The organism is Microbacterium testaceum, assembly GCF_003075375.1.
Taxonomy (GTDB): Bacteria; Actinomycetota; Actinomycetes; order Actinomycetales; family Microbacteriaceae; genus Microbacterium; species Microbacterium testaceum_E.
The window spans coordinates 1-17204 of record NZ_QDFT01000023.1 but is presented as its reverse complement, the minus strand read 5'-3'; the positions used below and the strand labels follow the sequence as shown (position 1 = coordinate 17204).

At 70.2% G+C, this 17204-nt stretch carries 17 protein-coding genes, 1 tRNA gene and 1 other RNA gene; 11 read left to right on the top strand and 8 right to left on the bottom strand.

The features are described 5' to 3' along the window. The first annotated feature begins 75 nt into the window (after nucleotides 1-75). Together DC432_RS10210 and DC432_RS10205 are read left to right on the top strand one after the other, a co-directional pair. A complete protein-coding gene (locus tag DC432_RS10210) occupies nucleotides 76-945 on the top strand; it encodes a hemagglutinin (protein ID WP_116537804.1) in 870 nt (289 codons plus the stop codon). Between the two features lie 129 nt (nucleotides 946-1074). Further along, complete coding sequence (locus tag DC432_RS10205; RefSeq protein WP_108320047.1) at nucleotides 1075-1578, top strand: DUF3145 domain-containing protein; 504 nt, start codon at nucleotides 1075-1077, stop codon at nucleotides 1576-1578. A gap of 164 nt (nucleotides 1579-1742) precedes the next feature. Here the strand turns inward: DC432_RS10205 and DC432_RS10200 are convergent, their stop codons facing one another. The 6 genes from DC432_RS10200 to aceE all read right to left on the bottom strand — a co-directional run bounded on the left by DC432_RS10200 (nucleotide 1743) and on the right by aceE (nucleotide 9531). After that, nucleotides 1743-2981: a beta-ketoacyl-[acyl-carrier-protein] synthase family protein gene (locus tag DC432_RS10200; RefSeq protein WP_116537803.1), complete on the bottom strand. Its 1239-nt coding sequence runs from the start codon at nucleotides 2979-2981 to the stop codon at nucleotides 1743-1745. A 68-nt stretch (nucleotides 2982-3049) separates the two neighbouring features. Beyond that, nucleotides 3050-3298: an acyl carrier protein gene (locus DC432_RS10195; RefSeq protein WP_108320051.1), complete on the bottom strand. Its 249-nt coding sequence runs from the start codon at nucleotides 3296-3298 to the stop codon at nucleotides 3050-3052. Between the two features lie 67 nt (nucleotides 3299-3365). Continuing rightward, nucleotides 3366-4370, bottom strand: a complete 1005-nt coding sequence (locus DC432_RS10190; protein WP_108320053.1) for a beta-ketoacyl-ACP synthase III — start codon at nucleotides 4368-4370, stop codon at nucleotides 3366-3368. Further along, a complete protein-coding gene (locus tag DC432_RS10185; RefSeq protein WP_116537802.1) occupies nucleotides 4367-5287 on the bottom strand; it encodes an ACP S-malonyltransferase in 921 nt (306 codons plus the stop codon). Before DC432_RS10185 ends, DC432_RS10190 begins: the two co-directional genes overlap by 4 nt. A gap of 220 nt (nucleotides 5288-5507) precedes the next feature. Then, a complete protein-coding gene (locus tag DC432_RS10180) occupies nucleotides 5508-6719 on the bottom strand; it encodes a PucR family transcriptional regulator (RefSeq protein WP_116537801.1) in 1212 nt (403 codons plus the stop codon). 85 nt (nucleotides 6720-6804) lie between these two features. After that, a complete protein-coding gene (aceE, locus tag DC432_RS10175) occupies nucleotides 6805-9531 on the bottom strand; it encodes a pyruvate dehydrogenase (acetyl-transferring), homodimeric type (RefSeq protein WP_116537800.1) in 2727 nt (908 codons plus the stop codon). A 263-nt stretch (nucleotides 9532-9794) separates the two neighbouring features. Between aceE and DC432_RS10170 the strand changes: the two genes are divergently transcribed. Next, nucleotides 9795-10490 carry a DUF1345 domain-containing protein gene (locus DC432_RS10170; protein ID WP_116537799.1) on the top strand — a complete coding sequence of 232 codons (696 nt, stop codon included), beginning with the start codon at nucleotides 9795-9797 and terminating at the stop codon, nucleotides 10488-10490. A gap of 82 nt (nucleotides 10491-10572) precedes the next feature. Here the strand turns inward: DC432_RS10170 and DC432_RS10165 are convergent. Continuing rightward, a tRNA-Val gene (locus tag DC432_RS10165) sits at nucleotides 10573-10645 on the bottom strand. A gap of 100 nt (nucleotides 10646-10745) precedes the next feature. Between DC432_RS10165 and DC432_RS10160 the strand changes: the two genes are divergently transcribed. The 6 genes from DC432_RS10160 (at nucleotide 10746) to DC432_RS10135 (ending at nucleotide 15030) form a co-directional block, all read left to right on the top strand. After that, nucleotides 10746-11474, top strand: coding sequence for a zinc ribbon domain-containing protein (locus tag DC432_RS10160; protein ID WP_116537798.1), 729 nt, complete (start codon nucleotides 10746-10748; stop codon nucleotides 11472-11474). Nucleotides 11475-11489: 15 nt separating this feature from the next. After that, nucleotides 11490-13196: a bifunctional 3'-5' exonuclease/DNA polymerase gene (locus DC432_RS10155; RefSeq protein WP_116537797.1), complete on the top strand. Its 1707-nt coding sequence runs from the start codon at nucleotides 11490-11492 to the stop codon at nucleotides 13194-13196. Between the two features lie 46 nt (nucleotides 13197-13242). Further along, an RNA gene (gene rnpB / locus DC432_RS10150) (RNase P RNA component class A) lies at nucleotides 13243-13603 on the top strand. Nucleotides 13604-13755: 152 nt separating this feature from the next. Further along, complete coding sequence (locus tag DC432_RS10145; RefSeq protein ID WP_116537796.1) at nucleotides 13756-14163, top strand: hypothetical protein; 408 nt, start codon at nucleotides 13756-13758, stop codon at nucleotides 14161-14163. Next, entirely contained in the window at nucleotides 14160-14492 is a 333-nt protein-coding gene (locus DC432_RS10140) for a hypothetical protein (RefSeq protein ID WP_133177918.1), read from the top strand. The genes DC432_RS10145 and DC432_RS10140 overlap by 4 nt, the downstream gene beginning before the upstream one ends. Before the next feature lie 247 nt (nucleotides 14493-14739). Continuing rightward, nucleotides 14740-15030, top strand: a complete 291-nt coding sequence (locus DC432_RS10135; protein WP_133177917.1) for a hypothetical protein — start codon at nucleotides 14740-14742, stop codon at nucleotides 15028-15030. A 12-nt stretch (nucleotides 15031-15042) separates the two neighbouring features. On the opposite strand, the gene ppgK is transcribed toward DC432_RS10135, so the two are convergent. Then, a complete protein-coding gene (ppgK, locus tag DC432_RS10130) occupies nucleotides 15043-15828 on the bottom strand; it encodes a polyphosphate--glucose phosphotransferase (protein ID WP_108320074.1) in 786 nt (261 codons plus the stop codon). A 96-nt stretch (nucleotides 15829-15924) separates the two neighbouring features. Between ppgK and DC432_RS10125 the strand changes: the two genes are divergently transcribed. Beyond that, nucleotides 15925-16125, top strand: a complete 201-nt coding sequence (locus tag DC432_RS10125; RefSeq protein ID WP_165801240.1) for an SPOR domain-containing protein — start codon at nucleotides 15925-15927, stop codon at nucleotides 16123-16125. A 22-nt stretch (nucleotides 16126-16147) separates the two neighbouring features. Next, nucleotides 16148-17204: glutamine synthetase family protein (locus DC432_RS10120; RefSeq protein WP_133177920.1), on the top strand; the 1057-nt coding region annotated here is incomplete at its 3' end.

Sequence of the window (17204 nt, the reverse complement as noted above, 5' to 3'; positions counted from 1 at the left end):
GCAGCACCGCGCTGACCCACGCGCCACGTCACGGACGTGCAGCGTGCGGTCAGCGCGGTGCGGCACGATCGAGGGGTGGCGAAGACTCGATCGCGGCGCCGCCGCACCGCTCGTCAGCGCCAGCTGCGTCGCCGCCGTCTCGCCTTCGGCGCGGTGGCAGCCGTCCTGGTCGCTCTTCTTGCTCTGGCGATCACGCCGCTGTTCTCGCTCACCGCGGCGTGGAACACCGAGCTTCGCCGCGAGGCGGTCGATCTCTCGGGGTTCGATCCGGGCACCCTCATCAGCGACGAGGCGTTCTACGACGGCGATGCGATGGATGCCGCACAGATCCAGCGGTTCCTCGACGATCAGGTCGACGGATGCCGCTCCGACCGATGCCTCGCGCGACTGAACCTCACGGTCTCTCCGCGCGAACCGGTCGTCTCGACCGCCACGGGCGAGACCGTCTGCGACGGTTTCGACGGCGGGGAGCTGACGGCCGCCGAGCTCATCGATCGCGTGCAGCGCGCATGCGGCATCTCGGCCAAGGTCCTGCTCGTCACGCTGCAGAAGGAGCAGAGCCTCGTGTCGGGCCGCGCCGCGCGTGCACCCAGCGATGAGCAGCTCGGGGCCGCGATGGGGGCGCGCTGCCCCGACGACGCCCCCTGCGACCAGGGCGCCTCGGGCTTCGCCGAGCAGGTCGCCCAGGGTGCCACCGACCTCAAGTCGTACAGTGCCTCGGATTTCATGCGCCAGCCGGGGACGCATTACATCGCGTTCTCACCCGACCCGGCGTGCGGCGGCACCGACGTCCAGATCACGAACGAAGCCACCGCCGCGCTGTACAACTACACGCCGTACCAGCCCAATCCTGCGGCCCTCGCCGCCCGTTGGGGGACCGGCGACGCCTGCTCCGCCTACGGCAATCGCAACTTCGCCCTGTACTGGGCCCTGTGGTTCGGATGAGCGGCCCCCATCGGCGGATCACAGTGTTGTGATTTCGTTATGCGCGGGCGATAATGGCCGGGACAACCGAACACTCGCCGTGCTCCATCACAGGTCGTAGGGGAAGACGTACCTGACGAAGGAGAAACCATGGCGATCACGTCTTCGCGCGGAGTGATCCTGATCCACTCCGCGCCCCGCGCGTTGTGCCCCCACCTCGAGTGGGCGGTGGGACGCGCTCTCGGCCGTGCCGTCAACTTCGACTGGACCGATCAGCCCGTCCTCACGGGCAGCCGCCGTGCGGAGTTCTACTGGGAGGGCCCGGTCGGCTCCGGCGCGGCCCTCGCCAGCGCCATCCGCGGCTGGGAGCACCTGCGGTTCGAGGTGAGCGAGGACCCCACCCCGCGCAGCGACGGCGGCCGGTGGATGCACACGCCGGGTCTCGGCATCCACTACGCCCAGACCGACGCCTCGGGCAACGTCGTCATCGGCGAGGACCGGGTGCGGTACGCCATGGAGGTCGCCGCCGGAGACGCCTTCGAGCTGCAGCGCGAGCTCGACGTCGCGCTCGGCTCGGCCTGGGACGAGGAGCTCGAGCCGTTCCGTCACGCCGGCGACGACCAGCAGATCGTCTGGCTTCACAAAGTGGGGTGAGCAGCCCGTCAGAGCCGTCGGACGCGCGAGGCGCCATTACCGGAGGTCGGTGATCGCCCCCGGCACCGGGACCGCGTATCGCCCGTCCGACAACACCGACGCCCCCTGGCATCCCCGATCGCAGTCGGAGGGATGCCAGGGGGCGTCGGTACGTTCGGGGTCGCTCAGACCGAGGCGATGGCGACGACGGCGTTGTGACCGCCGAAGCCGAACGAGTTGCTGATCGCGAGCTGGTCTCGGGCGCCGAGTTCGACGGTGGAGCCGGACAGCGCGAACGGGACCTCGGGGTCCTGCTCGGTGAGGTTGATCGTGGGCGGGGCGACGCGGTTCTGCAGGGCCAGGACCGTGAAGATCGCCTCGAGGGCACCCGTCCCGCCGAGCAGGTGACCGGTCGAGGCCTTGGTCGCCGACACGGGGATCTCGTCCACCCGCTCCCCGAAGACGGCGCGCAGCGCCTGGTACTCGTTCGGGTCGCCGACGGGGGTCGAGGTGGCGTGGGCGTTGATGTGGGTGACGTCGTCGGGCGAGGCGCCCGCCATCTCGAGAGCCATGCGCACCGCACGGGCGGCACCGCGGCCCTCGGGGTCGTTCGCGGTGATGTGGTACGAGTCAGCGGTGACGCCGCCGCCCACGATCGACGCGTAGATCTTGGCCCCGCGCGCCTTGGCGTGCTCCTCGGTCTCGAGGATCAGCACACCGGCGCCCTCGCCCATGACGAAGCCGTCGCGGTCGATGCTGGCCGGACGCGAGGCGGTCTCGGGGGAGTCGTTGCGCTTCGACAGCGCCTGCATCGACGCGAACGACGCAATGGTGATCGGGTGGATCGCCGATTCGGTACCGCCGGCGATGACGACGTCGGCGAGGCCGTCGCGGATGTGCTGCACGGCGTTGACGATGGACTCGGTGCTCGAGGCGCAGGCCGAGGCGACGGTGCGCGCGAACGCGCGGGCGTTGAAGTGCAGCGACAGGTTGCCCGCGGCCGCGTTCGGCATGAGCATGGGCACCGTCATCGGCATGACGCGACGCGGGCCCTTCTCGCGCAGGGTGTCCCACGCGTCGAGCAGCGTCCAGACGCCGCCGATCCCGGTGGCGAAGTCGACGCCGAGGCGCTCGGGGTCGATGTCGGGCGAGCCGGCATCCTCCCACGCCTCTTTGGCGGCCACCATCGCGAGCTGCGACGAGGGGTCGAGCCGCTTGGCGACGGGTCGCTCGAGCACGGTCTCGGGGCGTACGAGCGCCTCGGCGGCGAACGTGACGGGCAGGTTGTACTGCTCGACCCACTCGTGTTCGAGGGAACGGGCGCCGGAGGTGCCGGCGAGCAGGGCGGACCAGCTCTCGGGGGCCGTCCCGCCGATGGGCGAGGTGGCTCCGATGCCGGTGACGACGATGCGGGGTGTGCTCATGAGCGAGGAATCCTTGGTGCGGCCGACAGGTCGTGACCGGTGGGGGCCGGAGCCCCCACCGGGAGGTGTCAGGACTGGTTCGACGTGATGAAGGTCACGGCGTCGCCGACGGTCTTGAGGTTCTTGACCTCGTCGTCGGGGATGGTGACGCCGAACTTCTCCTCGGCGTTGACGACGATCGTCATCATCGAGATGGAGTCGATGTCGAGGTCGTCGGTGAACGACTTCTCCATCGCGACCTCGTCGGCCGAGATACCGGTCTCGTCGGTGATGAGCTCGGCAAGTCCGGCGAGGACCTCGTCGTTGGTGAATGCCATGATGTCTCCTGTTTGTTGAGGGCGGGCCTGTCGGGCCCCGATCAGTCTAGGGTTCGACGCGTGCGCGTCAGGGGAGGACGACGACCTGCGCGCCGAACACGAGTCCGGCGCCGAAGCCGATCTGCAGCGCCAGCCCGCCGCTGAGCTCGGGGTGCTCCTCGAGCAGACGGTGGGTGGCGAGCGGGATGGATGCCGCCGAGGTGTTGCCCGTGGTCTCGATGTCGCGACCGATGATCACGGTCTCGGGCAGCCCCAGCTGCTTGGCGAACTCGTCGATGATGCGCATGTTCGCCTGGTGCGGGACGAACGCGGCGAGGTCGGCGGGCTCGATGCCCGCGGCCTCGATGGCCTGACGTGCGACCTTCACCATCTCCCAGACGGCCCAGCGGAACACCGTGGGGCCCTCTTGGCGCAGCGTCGGCCAGGGTGCCGTACCGTCGCGGAACTCGTTGAGTGTGGCGTTCATGCCTACCGCGTCGGCCTTGGAACCGTCGGAGCCCCAGATGGTCGGTCCGATGCCGGGGGTGTCGCTCGGGCCGACGACGACCGCTCCCGCACCGTCGCCCAGCAGGAACGAGATGCTGCGGTCCGTGGGGTCGACGATGTCGCTGAGCTTCTCGGCGCCCACCACGACGACGTGCTTCGCGAGGCCCGCCCGCACGAGCGCGTCGGCCTGGCCCACGCCGTACGCGAAGCCGGCGCAGGCGGCGTTGACGTCGTACGCGGCCGCCGGGTTCGCCCCGATGCGGTCGGCGACGATCGCGGATGCCGAGGGCGTCTGCTTGGGGTTGCTGATGGTCGCGACGATCACGGCGTCGATGTCGGCGGGGGCGACGCCGGATTTCTCGACGGCCTCGCGCGCGGCGGCGGCGGCCAGGTCGATGGCATCCGTGTCCTTGTCGGCGCGGACGCGCGTGACGATGCCGGTGCGCTGGCGGATCCACTCGTCACTGGAGTCGATCGGCCCGACGAGGTCGTCGTTGGGGACGAAGTTCTCGCCGCGGGCGGCGCCGTAGGCGTAGATGCGGGTGTGCGCCGCGCCCTGGGTCTGGCGGAGGGTGGGGGTGCTCATGCCTGGTCTTCTTTCAGGAGTGAGACGGCCGCGTCGAGGTCGTCGGGGGTCTTGACCGCCACGGTGGGGGTGCCGCGCAGGGCGCGCTTGGCGAGCCCCGTGAGTGCACCCGCGGGCGACAGTTCGATGATGCCGGTCACGCCGTGCTCGGCGAACGAGGCCATGCAGCGGTCCCAGCGGACGGGCGAGGCGACCTGCGCGACGACGAGGTCGAGGGCGCGGCGCCCCTCGGCGACGACCGAGCCGTCGGAGTTCGTCCACAGCGTGGTCGCGGGATCGGACACCTCGACGTCGGCGGCGGCGGCGCGCAGCGTCTCGACGGCGGGCTCCATGAAACGGGTGTGGAAGGCTCCGGCGACCTGCAGCGGGATGACCCGGGCGCCGCGGGGAGTCTCGCCGGCCAGCTCCGACAGGGCGGGCAGCTCTCCGGCGGCCACGATCTGTCCGCCGCCGTTGTAGTTGGCGGGGGTGAGGCCGAGTTCCGCGAGGCGATCGAGCACGGCCTGCTCGTCCCCGCCGACCACGGCGCTCATGCCCGTCTCGACGGCCGCGGCGGCTTCGGCCATGGCGCGGCCGCGCAGTCCGACCAGACGCAGGGCGTCGTCGTCGTGCAGGACTCCGGATGCCGCCAGCGCGGCGATCTCACCGACGGAGTGTCCCGCGACCCCGGCGACGGCCGCGTCGGTGCGCTGCCGCAGGGCCGACCACGACAGCAGGCTCGCCGCCACGATGAGGGGCTGGGCGACCGCGGTGTCGCGGATGCGGTCGGCATCCCAGTCGGTTCCGGCGGCGACGAGGTCGACGCCCGCCTGCTCCGAGAACGTCTCGAGACGCTCACGCACTCCGTCGAGTTCGAGCCAGGGCGAGAGGAAGCCGGGGGTCTGCGAACCCTGTCCGGGGAAGACGGCGATGATCACCGTTCCATCCTGCCAAGGATCGAGCGCCCGCTTCTGGAGATATCGACACAGATATGCGGCGTGTCTTTGTGCGCGCCGTGCATCAGCGCGGCCTCTTCACCGTCGAGTGTCCACGACACGCCGCGATGCGCGAGTCGCCGGCGGCGTGTCCTGGACACTCAACAGGCAGGTCCCCCCGGGGGGGGGAGGGGACGGGGACGGGGACGGGGACGGGGGCGGGTCAGCGCGAAGGGGCCGGGCGCCGACCCGCGAGGCCGCGGCGTCGCGTCGCGTCCGTGCCGATCGAGCCGAGGATGAGCGCGGTCTGCAGGATGAGCGCTTCGCGGGGGCCGGTGGCATCCCACCCGATCACTTCCGACACCCGCTTGAGGCGGTAGCGCACCGTGTTCGGGTGCACGTACAGTTCGCGCGCCGTGGCCTCGAGCGACCGACCGTTGTCGAGGTAGCTCCACAGCGTCGCGACGAGGTCGGCGCTGTGCGCCTGGAGCGGGCGGTAGACGCGGTCGACCAGGGTCTGCTTGGCGACGGCGTCACCCGCGAGCGCCCGCTCGGGCAGCAGATCATCGGCCTCGACGGGGCGCGGGGCATGACGCCAGGCCCGGGCGACGGCGAACCCGGCGAGGGCGGCTCGCGCGCTCTGGCCCGCGTCGACGAGGGCGGGCACGGCGGGGCCGAGCACGAGGTGCCCGGAGCCGAAGCTCGGCTCGAGACGTTTGGCGATCTCGGTGAACGGCAGTTCGGTGACGTCGTCGCCCGCGCGGGCCGGCAGGTCGGCGCGGCCCAGCACCAGGACGAGGCGCGACCCCTGCACCCCGATGAGCACGTCGACGCCCAGCTTGCGCGCCGTGCGGCGCACCTGGTCGACGTCCAGCTGCGGGGGAGTCGTGCCCACGAGCACCGACACTTCGCCGTGGCCGTGCCAGCCCAGGGCGGCGATGCGGCTCGGGAGTTCGTCGTCGGCCTCACCGGTCAGGATCGAGTCGACCACGAGGGCCTCGAGACGGGCATCCCACAAGCCGCGGGCTTCGGCGGCACGCGCGTAGACGTCGGCCGCGGCGAAGGCCACCTCGCGCGAGTACGACAGCATCGCCTCGCGGACGCGCTCACTGCGCCCCGCGACCCGCTCCTCCATCACCTCGACCGTGACGCGCACGAGCTGCAGGGTCTGGGTGAGGCTGACGCTGCGCAGCAGCTCGCGGGGAGCGGCGGCGAAGATGTCGGCGGCGATCGCGGGGGTCGACGCGGGCTCCTCGAACCACTTGAGGAACGAGGTGATGCCGGCCTGTGCGACGAGACCCACCGCCGAGCGCCGCGCGGGCGGCATCTCGGCGTACCAGGGCAGCGTCTCTTCGAGCCGCTGGATGGTCGCGGTGGCCAGATCGCCCGAGATGCGGCGCAGCCAGACGAGCGTCTCGGCCTTCTCTTGCGCCACCTCGGCCGCGGCGGCCGCAGACCGGTCGGGCCCGGCCCCGCCCGTGGGGGCGGAACCGGGCCCGTCGGTGGAGGACCTCACGTGATCAGGCCTCGCCGCCCGCGTTGCCGCTGGTGCCGGCGTTGACGTCGTGCAGGCGGTACTTCTCGATGGCCTGGCCGACGACGGCGCGGTCGACCTTGCCCTCTTCGGCCAGCGCCTGCAGGGCGCGCACCGCGAGCGAGGGGCCGTCGATCTTGAAGAAGCGACGGGCCGCGGCGCGGGTGTCCGAGAAGCCGAAGCCGTCGGCACCGAGCGTCCAGTAGTTCTGCGGGACCCACTGGCGGATCTGGTCCTGCACCGCGTGCATCCAGTCGCTGACGGCCACGACGGGACCCTCGGCTTCCTTCAGCTTGTCGGTGAGGTAGGCCACGCGGGGCTCCTCGTCGGGGTGCAGGAAGTTGTGCTCGTCGGCGGCGAGGCCGTCGCGACGCAGCTCCGACCACGAGGTGACCGACCAGACGTCCGCCTTCACGTTCCAGTCGTCCTTGAGCAGACGCTGAGCCTCGAGCGCCCACGGCACACCGACGCCCGAGGCGAGCAGCTGGGTGCGGGGCCCGTCGCCCTCGCCGGTGGAGATGTGGTGGATGCCGCGGACGATACCGTCCACGTCGACCCCCTCGGGCTCCGCGGGCTGGATGTAGGGCTCGTTGTAGACCGTCATGTAGTACATGACGTTTGGGTCGGGGTGCTCGCCGCCGTACATGCGCTCGATACCCGAGCGGACGATGTGCGCGATCTCGTACCCGTAGGCCGGGTCGTACGACACGGTCGCGGGGTTTGTCGAGGCGAGCAACTGCGAGTGGCCGTCGGCGTGCTGCAGACCCTCACCCGTCAGGGTGGTGCGGCCGGCCGTGGCGCCGATGATGAAGCCGCGCGCCATCTGGTCGCCGGCGGCCCACTGGGCGTCGCCCGTGCGCTGGAAGCCGAACATCGAGTAGAAGACGTAGACCGGGATCAGCGGCTCGCCGTGCGTCGCGTACGCCGTGCCGGCCGCGGTGAACGCCGCCAGGGCGCCCGCCTCGTTGATGCCGACGTGGATGATCTGCCCCTCGGGGCTCTCTTTGTACGCCAGCAGCAGCTCGCGGTCCACCGAGGTGTAGTGCTGACCCTTGGGGTTGTAGATCTTCGCGGTCGGGAAGTACGCGTCCATACCGAAGGTGCGCGCCTCGTCGGGGATGATCGGCACGATGCGGTGACCGAAGCCCTTGACCCGCAGAAGGTCCTTCAGCAGGCGGACGAAGGCCATCGTGGTGGCGACGTCCTGCGTGCCCGAACCCTTCTTCGGCAGCGCGTAGGCGGCATCCCCGGGCAGTTCCAGGCCGACGTGGGTCGTCCGGCGCTCGGGCAGGAAACCGCCGAGCTCGCGACGACGCTCGAGCATGTACTTGATCGTCTCGTCCTGCTCACCGGGGTTGTAGTACGGCGGCTGGTACGGGTTCTCTTCGAGCTGCGCGTCGGTGACGGGGATGTCCATCGCGTCGCGGAACGACTTGAGGTCGTCGAGCGTCAGCTTCTTCATCTGGTGCGTGGCGTTGCGGCCCTCGAAGTGGGGGCCGAGGCCGTAGCCCTTGATGGTCTTGGCCAGGATCACGGTGGGCTGGCCCTTGTGCTCCTTGGCGGCCTTGAACGCCGCGAACACCTTGCGGTAGTCGTGGCCACCGCGCTTGAGACCCCAGACCTGCTCGTCGGTGTAATCCTTCACGAGCTCGAGGGCGCGGGGGTCGCGACCGAAGAAGTTCTCGCGGACGTACGCGCCGTTCTCGGCCTTGTACGTCTGGTAATCGCCGTCGGGCGTGGTGTTCATCAGGTTCAGCAGCGCACCCTCGGTGTCGCGGGCGAGCAGGTCGTCCCATTCGCGACCCCACACGACCTTGATGACGTTCCAGCCGGCACCGCGGAAGAAGCTCTCGAGCTCCTGGATGATCTTGCCGTTACCGCGGACGGGTCCGTCGAGGCGCTGCAGGTTGCAGTTGATGATGAAGGTCAGGTTGTCGAGACCCTCGTTCGCGGCGACCTGGAGCTGTCCGCGGCTCTCGACCTCGTCCATCTCGCCATCGCCGAGGTAGGCCCACACGTGGGAGTCGGAGACGTCCTTGATCCCGCGGTTCGACAGGTACTTGTTCGACATCGCCTGGTAGATGGCATTGATCGGGCCCAGACCCATCGACACCGTCGGGAACTGCCAGAACTCCGGCATCAGACGGGGGTGCGGGTAGGAGGGGATGCCGTTGGGCGCGGCCGACTTCTCTTGACGGAAGCCGTCGAGCTGCGCCTCGGTCAGACGCCCCTCGAGGAACGCGCGGGCGTAGGCGCCGGGCGAGGCGTGGCCCTGGATGAAGATCTGGTCGCCGCCGGACGGGTCGTCGAGGCCGCGGAAGAAGTGGTTGAAGCCCACCTCGTACAGCGCCGCCGACGAGGCGTACGTCGAGATGTGGCCGCCGACGCCGATGCCGGGGCGCTGCGCGCGGTGCACGGTGACCGCGGCGTTCCAGCGGATCCACTTGCGGTAGCGGCGCTCGAGCTCCTCGTCACCGGGGAAGTCGGGCTCGTTCTTCTGCGAGATGGTGTTGATGTAGTCGGTGGTCGGAACCATCGGCACGTTGAGGTGCAGTTCCTTCGAGCCCTTGAGAAGGCTCAGCATGATCTCGCGAGCGCGAGCCGGACCCTTGGCCTGGACGAGCTGGCGGAGGGATTCCTGCCACTCCCCGGTCTCTTCCGGGTCGCTGTCCTGCGGCCCCTGCGAATACGGATCCTGGTCGTGAACAGTCACGGAAGACCTTTCGTCGTCTGGCAGGTCATGCCAGAGAATCGCCATACGAGTGCGGCAACCCTTGTTCGCTCCGCACAATCAACCAACGTCCAGCCTAGCGAGTCGCGCCGACATCGGATGCGCGCGGGCGACGCCGCGGCGATCGCGTCGCCCCGTCCACTCGATGTCGAGATGTCGAGCGCCACCTGCGAACTCCCGATGACGGATGCCGGGACCTCCCCGCGGCCGGGGGAGGGACGTTCCGAGAGGTCTAGCCTGAGCCCGTGAGCACCCAGGACGCCGCGGGGTTCCGCACCCGCCCCGAGCACCGGTGGCCGGTGCTGATCGCCCTCGCCGTCGGCGCGGGGCTATACGCCTTCCTGCCGAGCGAGGCATCCGGCATCCTGAGGTACGTCGTCGTCGGGGTCGGCGCGCTGTGCGTGATCCCGATGGTGGTGACCAACCCGTCGCGACTGACCCGGCCGTCGCGCATCGGGCGCGGCTTCGCGATCGCCTTCACCGCGCTGCTGCTGGTCGCCAATCAGATCGCTCTCGTGCTGCTGCTGCAGCAGCTGCTGCGCGGCGAGGGCAGCGGAGCGGCGACGCTGCTCGGAGCGGCGCAGGTCTGGGCGATCAACGTCATCGGCTACGCGGTCGTGTACTGGGAGATGGACCGCGGGGGGCCGATCGCCCGTCGCCGCGACGCGCGCGCGGAGTTGCCGGCGGCGGACTTCCAGTTCCCGCAGGACTCCGACCGCGACGCCGTCAGCGAGGTCGCGCGCCGTTCGTCGGACGTCGCGGACTGGGCGCCCGGGTACGTGGACTACCTCTATTTCTCGGCATCCAACGCGATGGCCTTCAGCCCCACCGACGTGATGCCCCTGACCGGCCGCGCCAAGCTCTTCATGATGGTGCAGGCGATCTCGGGCTTCGTGCTGCTGGCGCTGGTGATCGCGCGCAGCGTGAACATCCTGAGCTGAGCGGGCCCTCTGCGGCGCCCGAAGGCGATGGGGGGTGGGGCGGCAGTGAGCGCGGGATGCATCCCGGCGTCGTGACGTGAGGTGGGCCCTGCCGGGATCGAACCGACGACATCCACGGTGTAAACGTGGCGCTCTACCAGCTGAGCTAAAGGCCCTGGATGCCATGAGTCTACCGCCGCGCGTCCGTCGGACCACGCCACCGGACGGGGCACGGGCGTGCCGCGGATGTCGGAGGCCCGGGGTAGCGTTGAGCACGTGAATGCCGATCCCGCCGACCAGCGCAAACTGCTCGATCTCGCCGACCTCGACGCCCGCATCCGCCGCGACGAGCGCGTTGCGGCGAACCCGCCGCAGGCCGAGCGCGTGCGCGAGCTCATCGCGCAGCGGGCGACGCTCACGCAAGAGCTGTCGGCGCGCGCCAACACGCGCGACGACATCACCGCCGAGCTGAAGCGCCTCGAGTCCGACGTCGCCGTCGTCGACGCCCGCATCGCGCGCGACACCGAGCGCCTGGCGGCGTCGACCAACCCGAAGCAGGCGCAGGGCTTCGAGAGCGAGTTGGCGTCGCTGACGCGCCGCAAGGGCGACCTCGAAGACATCGAGATTGCGCTCATGGAACGCCTCGAGGCCGCGGACGCCGCGGTCGCCGAGCAGCAGGCGCTCATCGCCGAGACCAACGCGCAGGGCGCCCAGCTGAGCGCCGACGCCAAGTCCACCGTCGCCGACGCTACCACGCGCCTCGAGGGCGCACGCCGTGACCGCGACGCGGTGGCGGCCGCCGTCCCCACCGACCTGCTCGGCCTGTACGAGCGTCTGTCCTCCCGCGGCAACGGCGCGGGCCTGCTGCGCGCCGGCGCGTGCGAAGCCTGCCGTATGGTGCTGCCGCCCAGCGACTTGGCCACCGTGCGCCGCGCCCAGACCGACGAGGTCGTGTTCTGCCCCGAGTGCGGCGCCATCCTGGTGCGCACCGAAGAATCGCGATGACCCCCACGGGCGTCCGTGCCGTCTGACACGGTCGTCATCGGGCGCACGAGCGGCGACCTCTTCGCCCTCGTCGACACGGATGCCACGGGCGCGCCGACGACCTCCGTCGAGGTTCCGACCGACCGACTCCCGCAGACCGTCGCCGCACGCGAGGCGCAGGGCGACATCCGATGGGTGTGGGCCGACAGCGCGAGCCTCGCACCGCGACTGCTCGACGCCGGTGTGCGCGTCGCGCGAGCCTGGGACCTGCGGCTGGTGCACGGCATCCTGCGCGACGCTGTCTCGGTGACCGACGACCACGGCCTGCGCACGCATGTCGAATGGGATGCCGCCGCCTCCACCACCGCGACCGGCGACACGCTCTTCGACCTGGGCGAAGCGGCATCCGGGATCCCCGAAAGCGTCGACGCGGCCACCGCCGAATACGGACGTCAGCTCGCCGTCATCCGCGACAGCACCTCGGCGGGGGCCCTGCGCCTGCTGTGCGCGGCCGAGTCCGCGGGCGCACTCATCGCCGCCGAGCTTCATGCGGCCGGCGTCCCGTACAGCCGCGCCGCGCACGAAGCGCTGCTCGAACGCGAGCTGGGCTCACGACGCCCCGGTGGCCCGCCCGTGCGGATCGAGCGGGCGGCCGAGGCCGTCCGCGCTGCGCTCGGCGATGCCTCCGTGTCGCTCGACTCGCAGCCGAAGCTCCTGCGCGCGCTGCACCGCGCGGGACTGCTCGTGCAGTCGACGTCGCGATGGGAGCTCGCCGAGCATGATCACCCCGCCGTCGCGCCCCTGATCGCCTACAAGAAGCTGATGCGCCTGTACACCGCGAACGGCTGGGCATGGTTGGACGAGTGGGTGCGCGACGATCGGTTCCGCCCCGTGTACGTCCCCGCCGGGGTGGTCACCGGGCGATGGGCGTCGTCCGGGGGAGGGGCGCTGCAGATTCCGCGTGCGCTGCGCACCGCCGTGCGCGCGGATCCGGGATGGACGCTCGTGACCGCCGACGTCGCCCAGCTCGAACCGCGCGTGCTCGCGGCGATGGCGCGCGACACCGCCCTCGCCGAGGCCGCGGCCGGTCGCGACCTGTACGCGGGCATCGTCGAGAGGGGCGCGGTGGCGAGCCGCGCCGAGGCCAAGCTCGCGATGCTGGGCGCGATGTACGGCGCCACGACCGGCGAGAGCGGCCGGCTCCTTCCGCGCCTACGCCGCACCTTTCCCCGGGCGATGGCCCTCGTCGACGAGGCCGCGCGAACAGGAGAAGACGGCGGCGTGGTGCACACGTGGCTCGGTCGCACCTCTCCGGCCGCCGGCGAAACATGGCGGTTGCTGCAATCGCAGGCGAGCGCGTCCGCGGCATCCGGGATCGACGAGACGCGCGCGCGTCGGTCCGCCCGCGACCGCGGACGCTTCACCCGCAACTTCGTCGTGCAGGGCACGGCCGCGGAGTGGGCGCTCGCGTGGCTGGCCGACCTGCGCACCCGCCTGGCGGGGTTCTCGGTTCCGGATGCCGTCACCGCGGCCGTGGCGTCCGGTCCGGTGTTCGCGCGCCGACCCCACCTCGCGTTCTTCCTGCATGATGAGATCGTCGTGCACACCCCCGTGGAGCTGGCGGATGCCGTCGCCGACGCGGTCCGTGAGGCCGCCGCCACGGCGGGGCGCCTGCTGTTCGGGACGTTCCCCATCGATTTCCCCCTCGACCTGCGCATCGGCGACACCGCCGCGAAGGGGTGAGCCGTCGGAGGCGCCCGCGCCGCGCCGGTAGACTCGACCTCGCGAATGGGTCGGCTGGACGGTCGCGTCACGGGGTCGCCCGTGCCGAGGAACGTCCGGGCTCCACAGGGCAGGACGGTGGGTAACACCCACCCGGAGCAATCCGCGAGACAGTGCCACAGAGAGCAGACCGCCCGCCTCGCGCGGGTAAGGGTGAAAGGGTGGTGTAAGAGACCACCGGGGGTCGTGGTGACACGATCCGCCAGGTAAACCTCGTCCGGAGCAAGGCCAGACAGGGGATGCAGACGCGGCTCGCCGAGTCCCCGGGTAGGCCGCTGGAGCGGCACGGCAACGTGTCGCCGAGAGAGATGACCGTCCACGGGGCTCACGCCCCCGGACAGAACCCGGCGTACAGGCCGGCCCATTCGCCCCTCATGCAGCAGTTCGCGGCTCCTTGCGACTCACGGCGCGCTGTTCAGCCGGGCGGCAGGAGAGGGGCTCGGGATCGTCGCTAGCTTCTCGCTGATGCGAGCCCGCTCGGGGCTCGCGGAAGGATTGGTTCGGAGTGTTTCCGCGTGAAATGTCCGCAGCCCTTGCCCTCGCCGTCGCCGTTGCCACGGCCCCTGCCGCCGCGTCACCGAGTCACGCCGCCGACTTCGATCCCACTGACGTGGTCGTGGAAGACCCCACCACAGTCACAGTCATGGGATTGGCCGATTCCGAAATCGGAGACACCATGCCTGTGGGCGAACTCATCGAAAACGCCGAGAAGGTCGGGCAGGACATTCAAGACGACCTGCTCGGCGCCGAGCCGGAAGAATCAGTTGCACAAAGTCTCGGCCAGTTTGCGTCTCCTGCGCGGTCGATGGATGTGCGGGTAGTGATGAGCGACGTAAGACTGAACGATGGTGCGCCCCGCGGCGTCATCACCGCGTACTGCGAAGGGCCAACGGTCTGCCCGGCCTGGGTCCGGGAGGTCGCCGGGTGACGCAACTCGATTTCCTCACGCCCCTCCGAGACAGCTTCGGGCCCGGCCAGTATCTGCGAGCCTTTCACCTGACCCGCCTGACACCGGATTCCGGCGGGGTGACGGTCGAGTTCACGGCGGAGCATCCGTACGCGGGCTCCTTCCGTCTGTACGTGCCGCTCCCCGAGAAACGCGGCGATCACCGCTGGAACGACTACGACGATCTCGCGCAGACGGAATCGGAATGGATTCTCATCGGAATCTGCATTCCGCTCGAAGAGGCCTATTACACGCAGGCGCTGTCGACCCCCGCAAACGGCGACGGAGTGAAGACGCTGACGATGCCCTGACGGGATGGCCGCGACCATCACGGCGCCGAACTCGGGACGAAATCGAACCGTCCCTGGGGTGATATCTCTGGCCGCACAACGCACCCGTCCAACCCGATCGCCGCCGCGCGCCGAATACCCTGCAGACCCTCCTGTGCGCCCCCTGCGCCCAGGGGGGTCACCTTCGTCGAGGCGGGGAGTCCACACCCCACCTCAGTGTCGGACATATGTTCTACACTCGGACTCGGCCGGGGAAGGGGTCCGGTGCATGGGGTCGACGAGAGTCAGCGACGAAATGGTCGCGCGGGTTCTGGCATCCATCGCCCCCTGCACGCTGCAGCCCGAGACCTGGGGCTCGCGCCCGATCGAGTGGTACGCCGACAAGCGCGCGGTGTGGGCGTGGATCACCTGGCCCAACCGCGCGGCCACGCGCGAGCCGGCGTGGGCGACGGGCGGCAACGACCGGGTCGTCATGCTCGAGGTGCCCTGCGAGGGCGGGCACTGGGCGCCGGTCGTCTGGCGCAACGCCGTGAGCGTGCGCCAGGTGGATGCCGCGTGACGGCGACGCGGCCTACTTGACCGCGGGAAGCGCTTCGGGAACGGGCACGGCGAGCGAGGCCGCGCCGATGATGCCCGCGTTGTTGCGGTGCTTCGCCGGGACGATCGGCGCGCGCAGCTTCAGCAGCGGCAAGAAGTGCTCGGAGTGCTTCGACACGCCGCCGCCCACGACGATCAGGTCGGGGCTGAAGAGGAACTCGACGTAGTCGTAGTACCACTGCAGACGCTTGGCCCACTTCTCCCACGACAATTCCTCGCGCTCCAGCGCGGAGTAGGCGGCGAAGTGCTCGGCATCCTTCTTGTGACCGGCGCGCTGCAGGTGGCCGAGCTCGCTGTTCGGGACGAGGACGCCGTCGTAGATCATGGCCGAGCCGATGCCCGTACCGAGCGTCGTCAGGATGACGAGGCCCTCGACGCCCTTGGCCGCGCCGTACCGCACCTCGGCGATGCCGGCGACATCGGCGTCGTTCGCGAAGTGGATGTCGCGCGACAGCCCCTGCTCGAAGAACTTCTCGGCCTCGAAGCCGATCCACGCCTTCGACACGTTCGCGGCCGACAGCGTGCGTCCGCCCTTCACGATCGCGGGGAAGGCCACTCCCAGGGGCAGATCCGCCGGCGCCTCGAGCGTCTGGAGAACCTCTTTCACCGCGGCGAGGACGTCGGCGGGTTCGGCTCCGGCGGGGGTGGACACCTTGACCCGGTCGCTGATGAGCTCCCCGGCATCCAGGTCGACGATCCCGGCCTTGATGCCGGTTCCACCGATGTCCACTCCGACCGCACGCGACGCATTCGTTGCCATACCCCTCAGCCTATCCAGCCGCACGGTCGGCATCAGTAGGATCGGGGGAGCACCGGCGTTCTGCGCCGGGACGCACGACCCAGGTGAGGAGCCATCGTGAGCGACGACAAGAAGTACTGGTACAACCTCGAGACCGGCAAGGTCGAGCAGGGCTTCGAGTCGCCCGCGATCGATCGCGCCGGCCCGTTCGACACCGCCGAAGAGGCGGCCGCCGCTCCCGAGCTGATGAAGAAGCGCGCGAAGCAGTGGGCCGACGAAGAGGCACAGGACGACTGGGGCTCGAGCTCGGCTCGCTGACCCACCGAAACGAGGGATGACGATGGACAAGCAGCGCGATTTCGTCCTGCGCACGATCGAGGAGCGCGGCGTCAAGTTCGTGCGCCTGTGGTTCACCGACGTGGTCGGCACGCTGAAGTCGGTGGCGATCGCCCCGGCCGAGGTCGAGGGGGCGTTCACCGAGGGACTGGGCTTCGACGGATCGGCGATCGAGGGCCTCACGCGCTCGTACGAGTCCGACCTGCTCGCGCACCCCGACCCCACGACCTTCCAGATCCTGCCGTGGCGCGGTGAGATCGACCCGACCGCGCGCATGTTCTGCGACATCACCACGCCCGACGGTCAACCCGCCGTCGCCGACCCCCGCCACGTGCTCAAGCGCACACTGGCCAAGGCAGCCGACGCCGGCTTCACGTTCTACACGCACCCCGAGATCGAGTTCTACCTGCTGAAGTCGTCGCAGCTGGGCGCGGACGGCCGTCCGCAGCCGGTCGACTCGGCGGGCTACTTCGACAACGTCCCCGGCGGCACCGCGCACGACTTCCGTCGCCGGTCGGTGCGCATGCTCGAGGACCTCGGCATCTCGGTCGAATTCAGCCACCACGAGGGCGGCCCCGGCCAGAACGAGATCGACCTGCGCTACGCCGACGCTCTCACCACGGCCGACAACATCATGACCTTCCGCACGGTGGTCAAAGAGGTCGCGATCGAACAGGGCGTCTACGCGACCTTCATGCCGAAGCCGATCAGCGGCCAGCCCGGCAGCGGCATGCACACGCACCTGTCGCTCTTCGAGGGCGACATGAACGCCTTCTACGAAGAGGGTGCGCAGTACCAGCTGTCCAAGGTGGGCCGTCACTTCATCGCGGGGCTGCTGCGCCACGCCAACGAGATCTCGGCCGTCACCAACCAGTTCGTCAACTCGTACAAGCGCCTGTGGGGCGGCGACGAGGCCCCCAGCTTCATCTGCTGGGGCCACAACAACCGCTCCGCGCTCGTGCGCGTGCCGCTGTACAAGCCGAACAAGGGACAGTCGACGCGCGTCGAGTACCGCGCCCTGGACTCCGCGGCCAACCCGTACCTGTCGTACGCGCTCATGC

Excerpts from the sequence above, each read along its gene's own strand:
- DC432_RS10200 (WP_116537803.1), bottom strand. The coding sequence starts at position 2,981 with ATGAGCACACCCCGCATCGTCGTCACCGGCATCGGAGCCACCTCGCCC.
- DC432_RS10135 (WP_133177917.1), top strand. The coding sequence starts at position 14,740 with ATGGGGTCGACGAGAGTCAGCGACGAAATGGTCGCGCGGGTTCTGGCA.
- DC432_RS10195 (WP_108320051.1), bottom strand. The coding sequence starts at position 3,298 with ATGGCATTCACCAACGACGAGGTCCTCGCCGGACTTGCCGAGCTCATC.
- DC432_RS10205 (WP_108320047.1), top strand. The coding sequence starts at position 1,075 with ATGGCGATCACGTCTTCGCGCGGAGTGATCCTGATCCACTCCGCGCCC.
- DC432_RS10145 (WP_116537796.1), top strand. The coding sequence starts at position 13,756 with ATGTCCGCAGCCCTTGCCCTCGCCGTCGCCGTTGCCACGGCCCCTGCC.
- DC432_RS10190 (WP_108320053.1), bottom strand. The coding sequence starts at position 4,370 with ATGAGCACCCCCACCCTCCGCCAGACCCAGGGCGCGGCGCACACCCGC.
- ppgK (WP_108320074.1), bottom strand. The coding sequence starts at position 15,828 with ATGGCAACGAATGCGTCGCGTGCGGTCGGAGTGGACATCGGTGGAACC.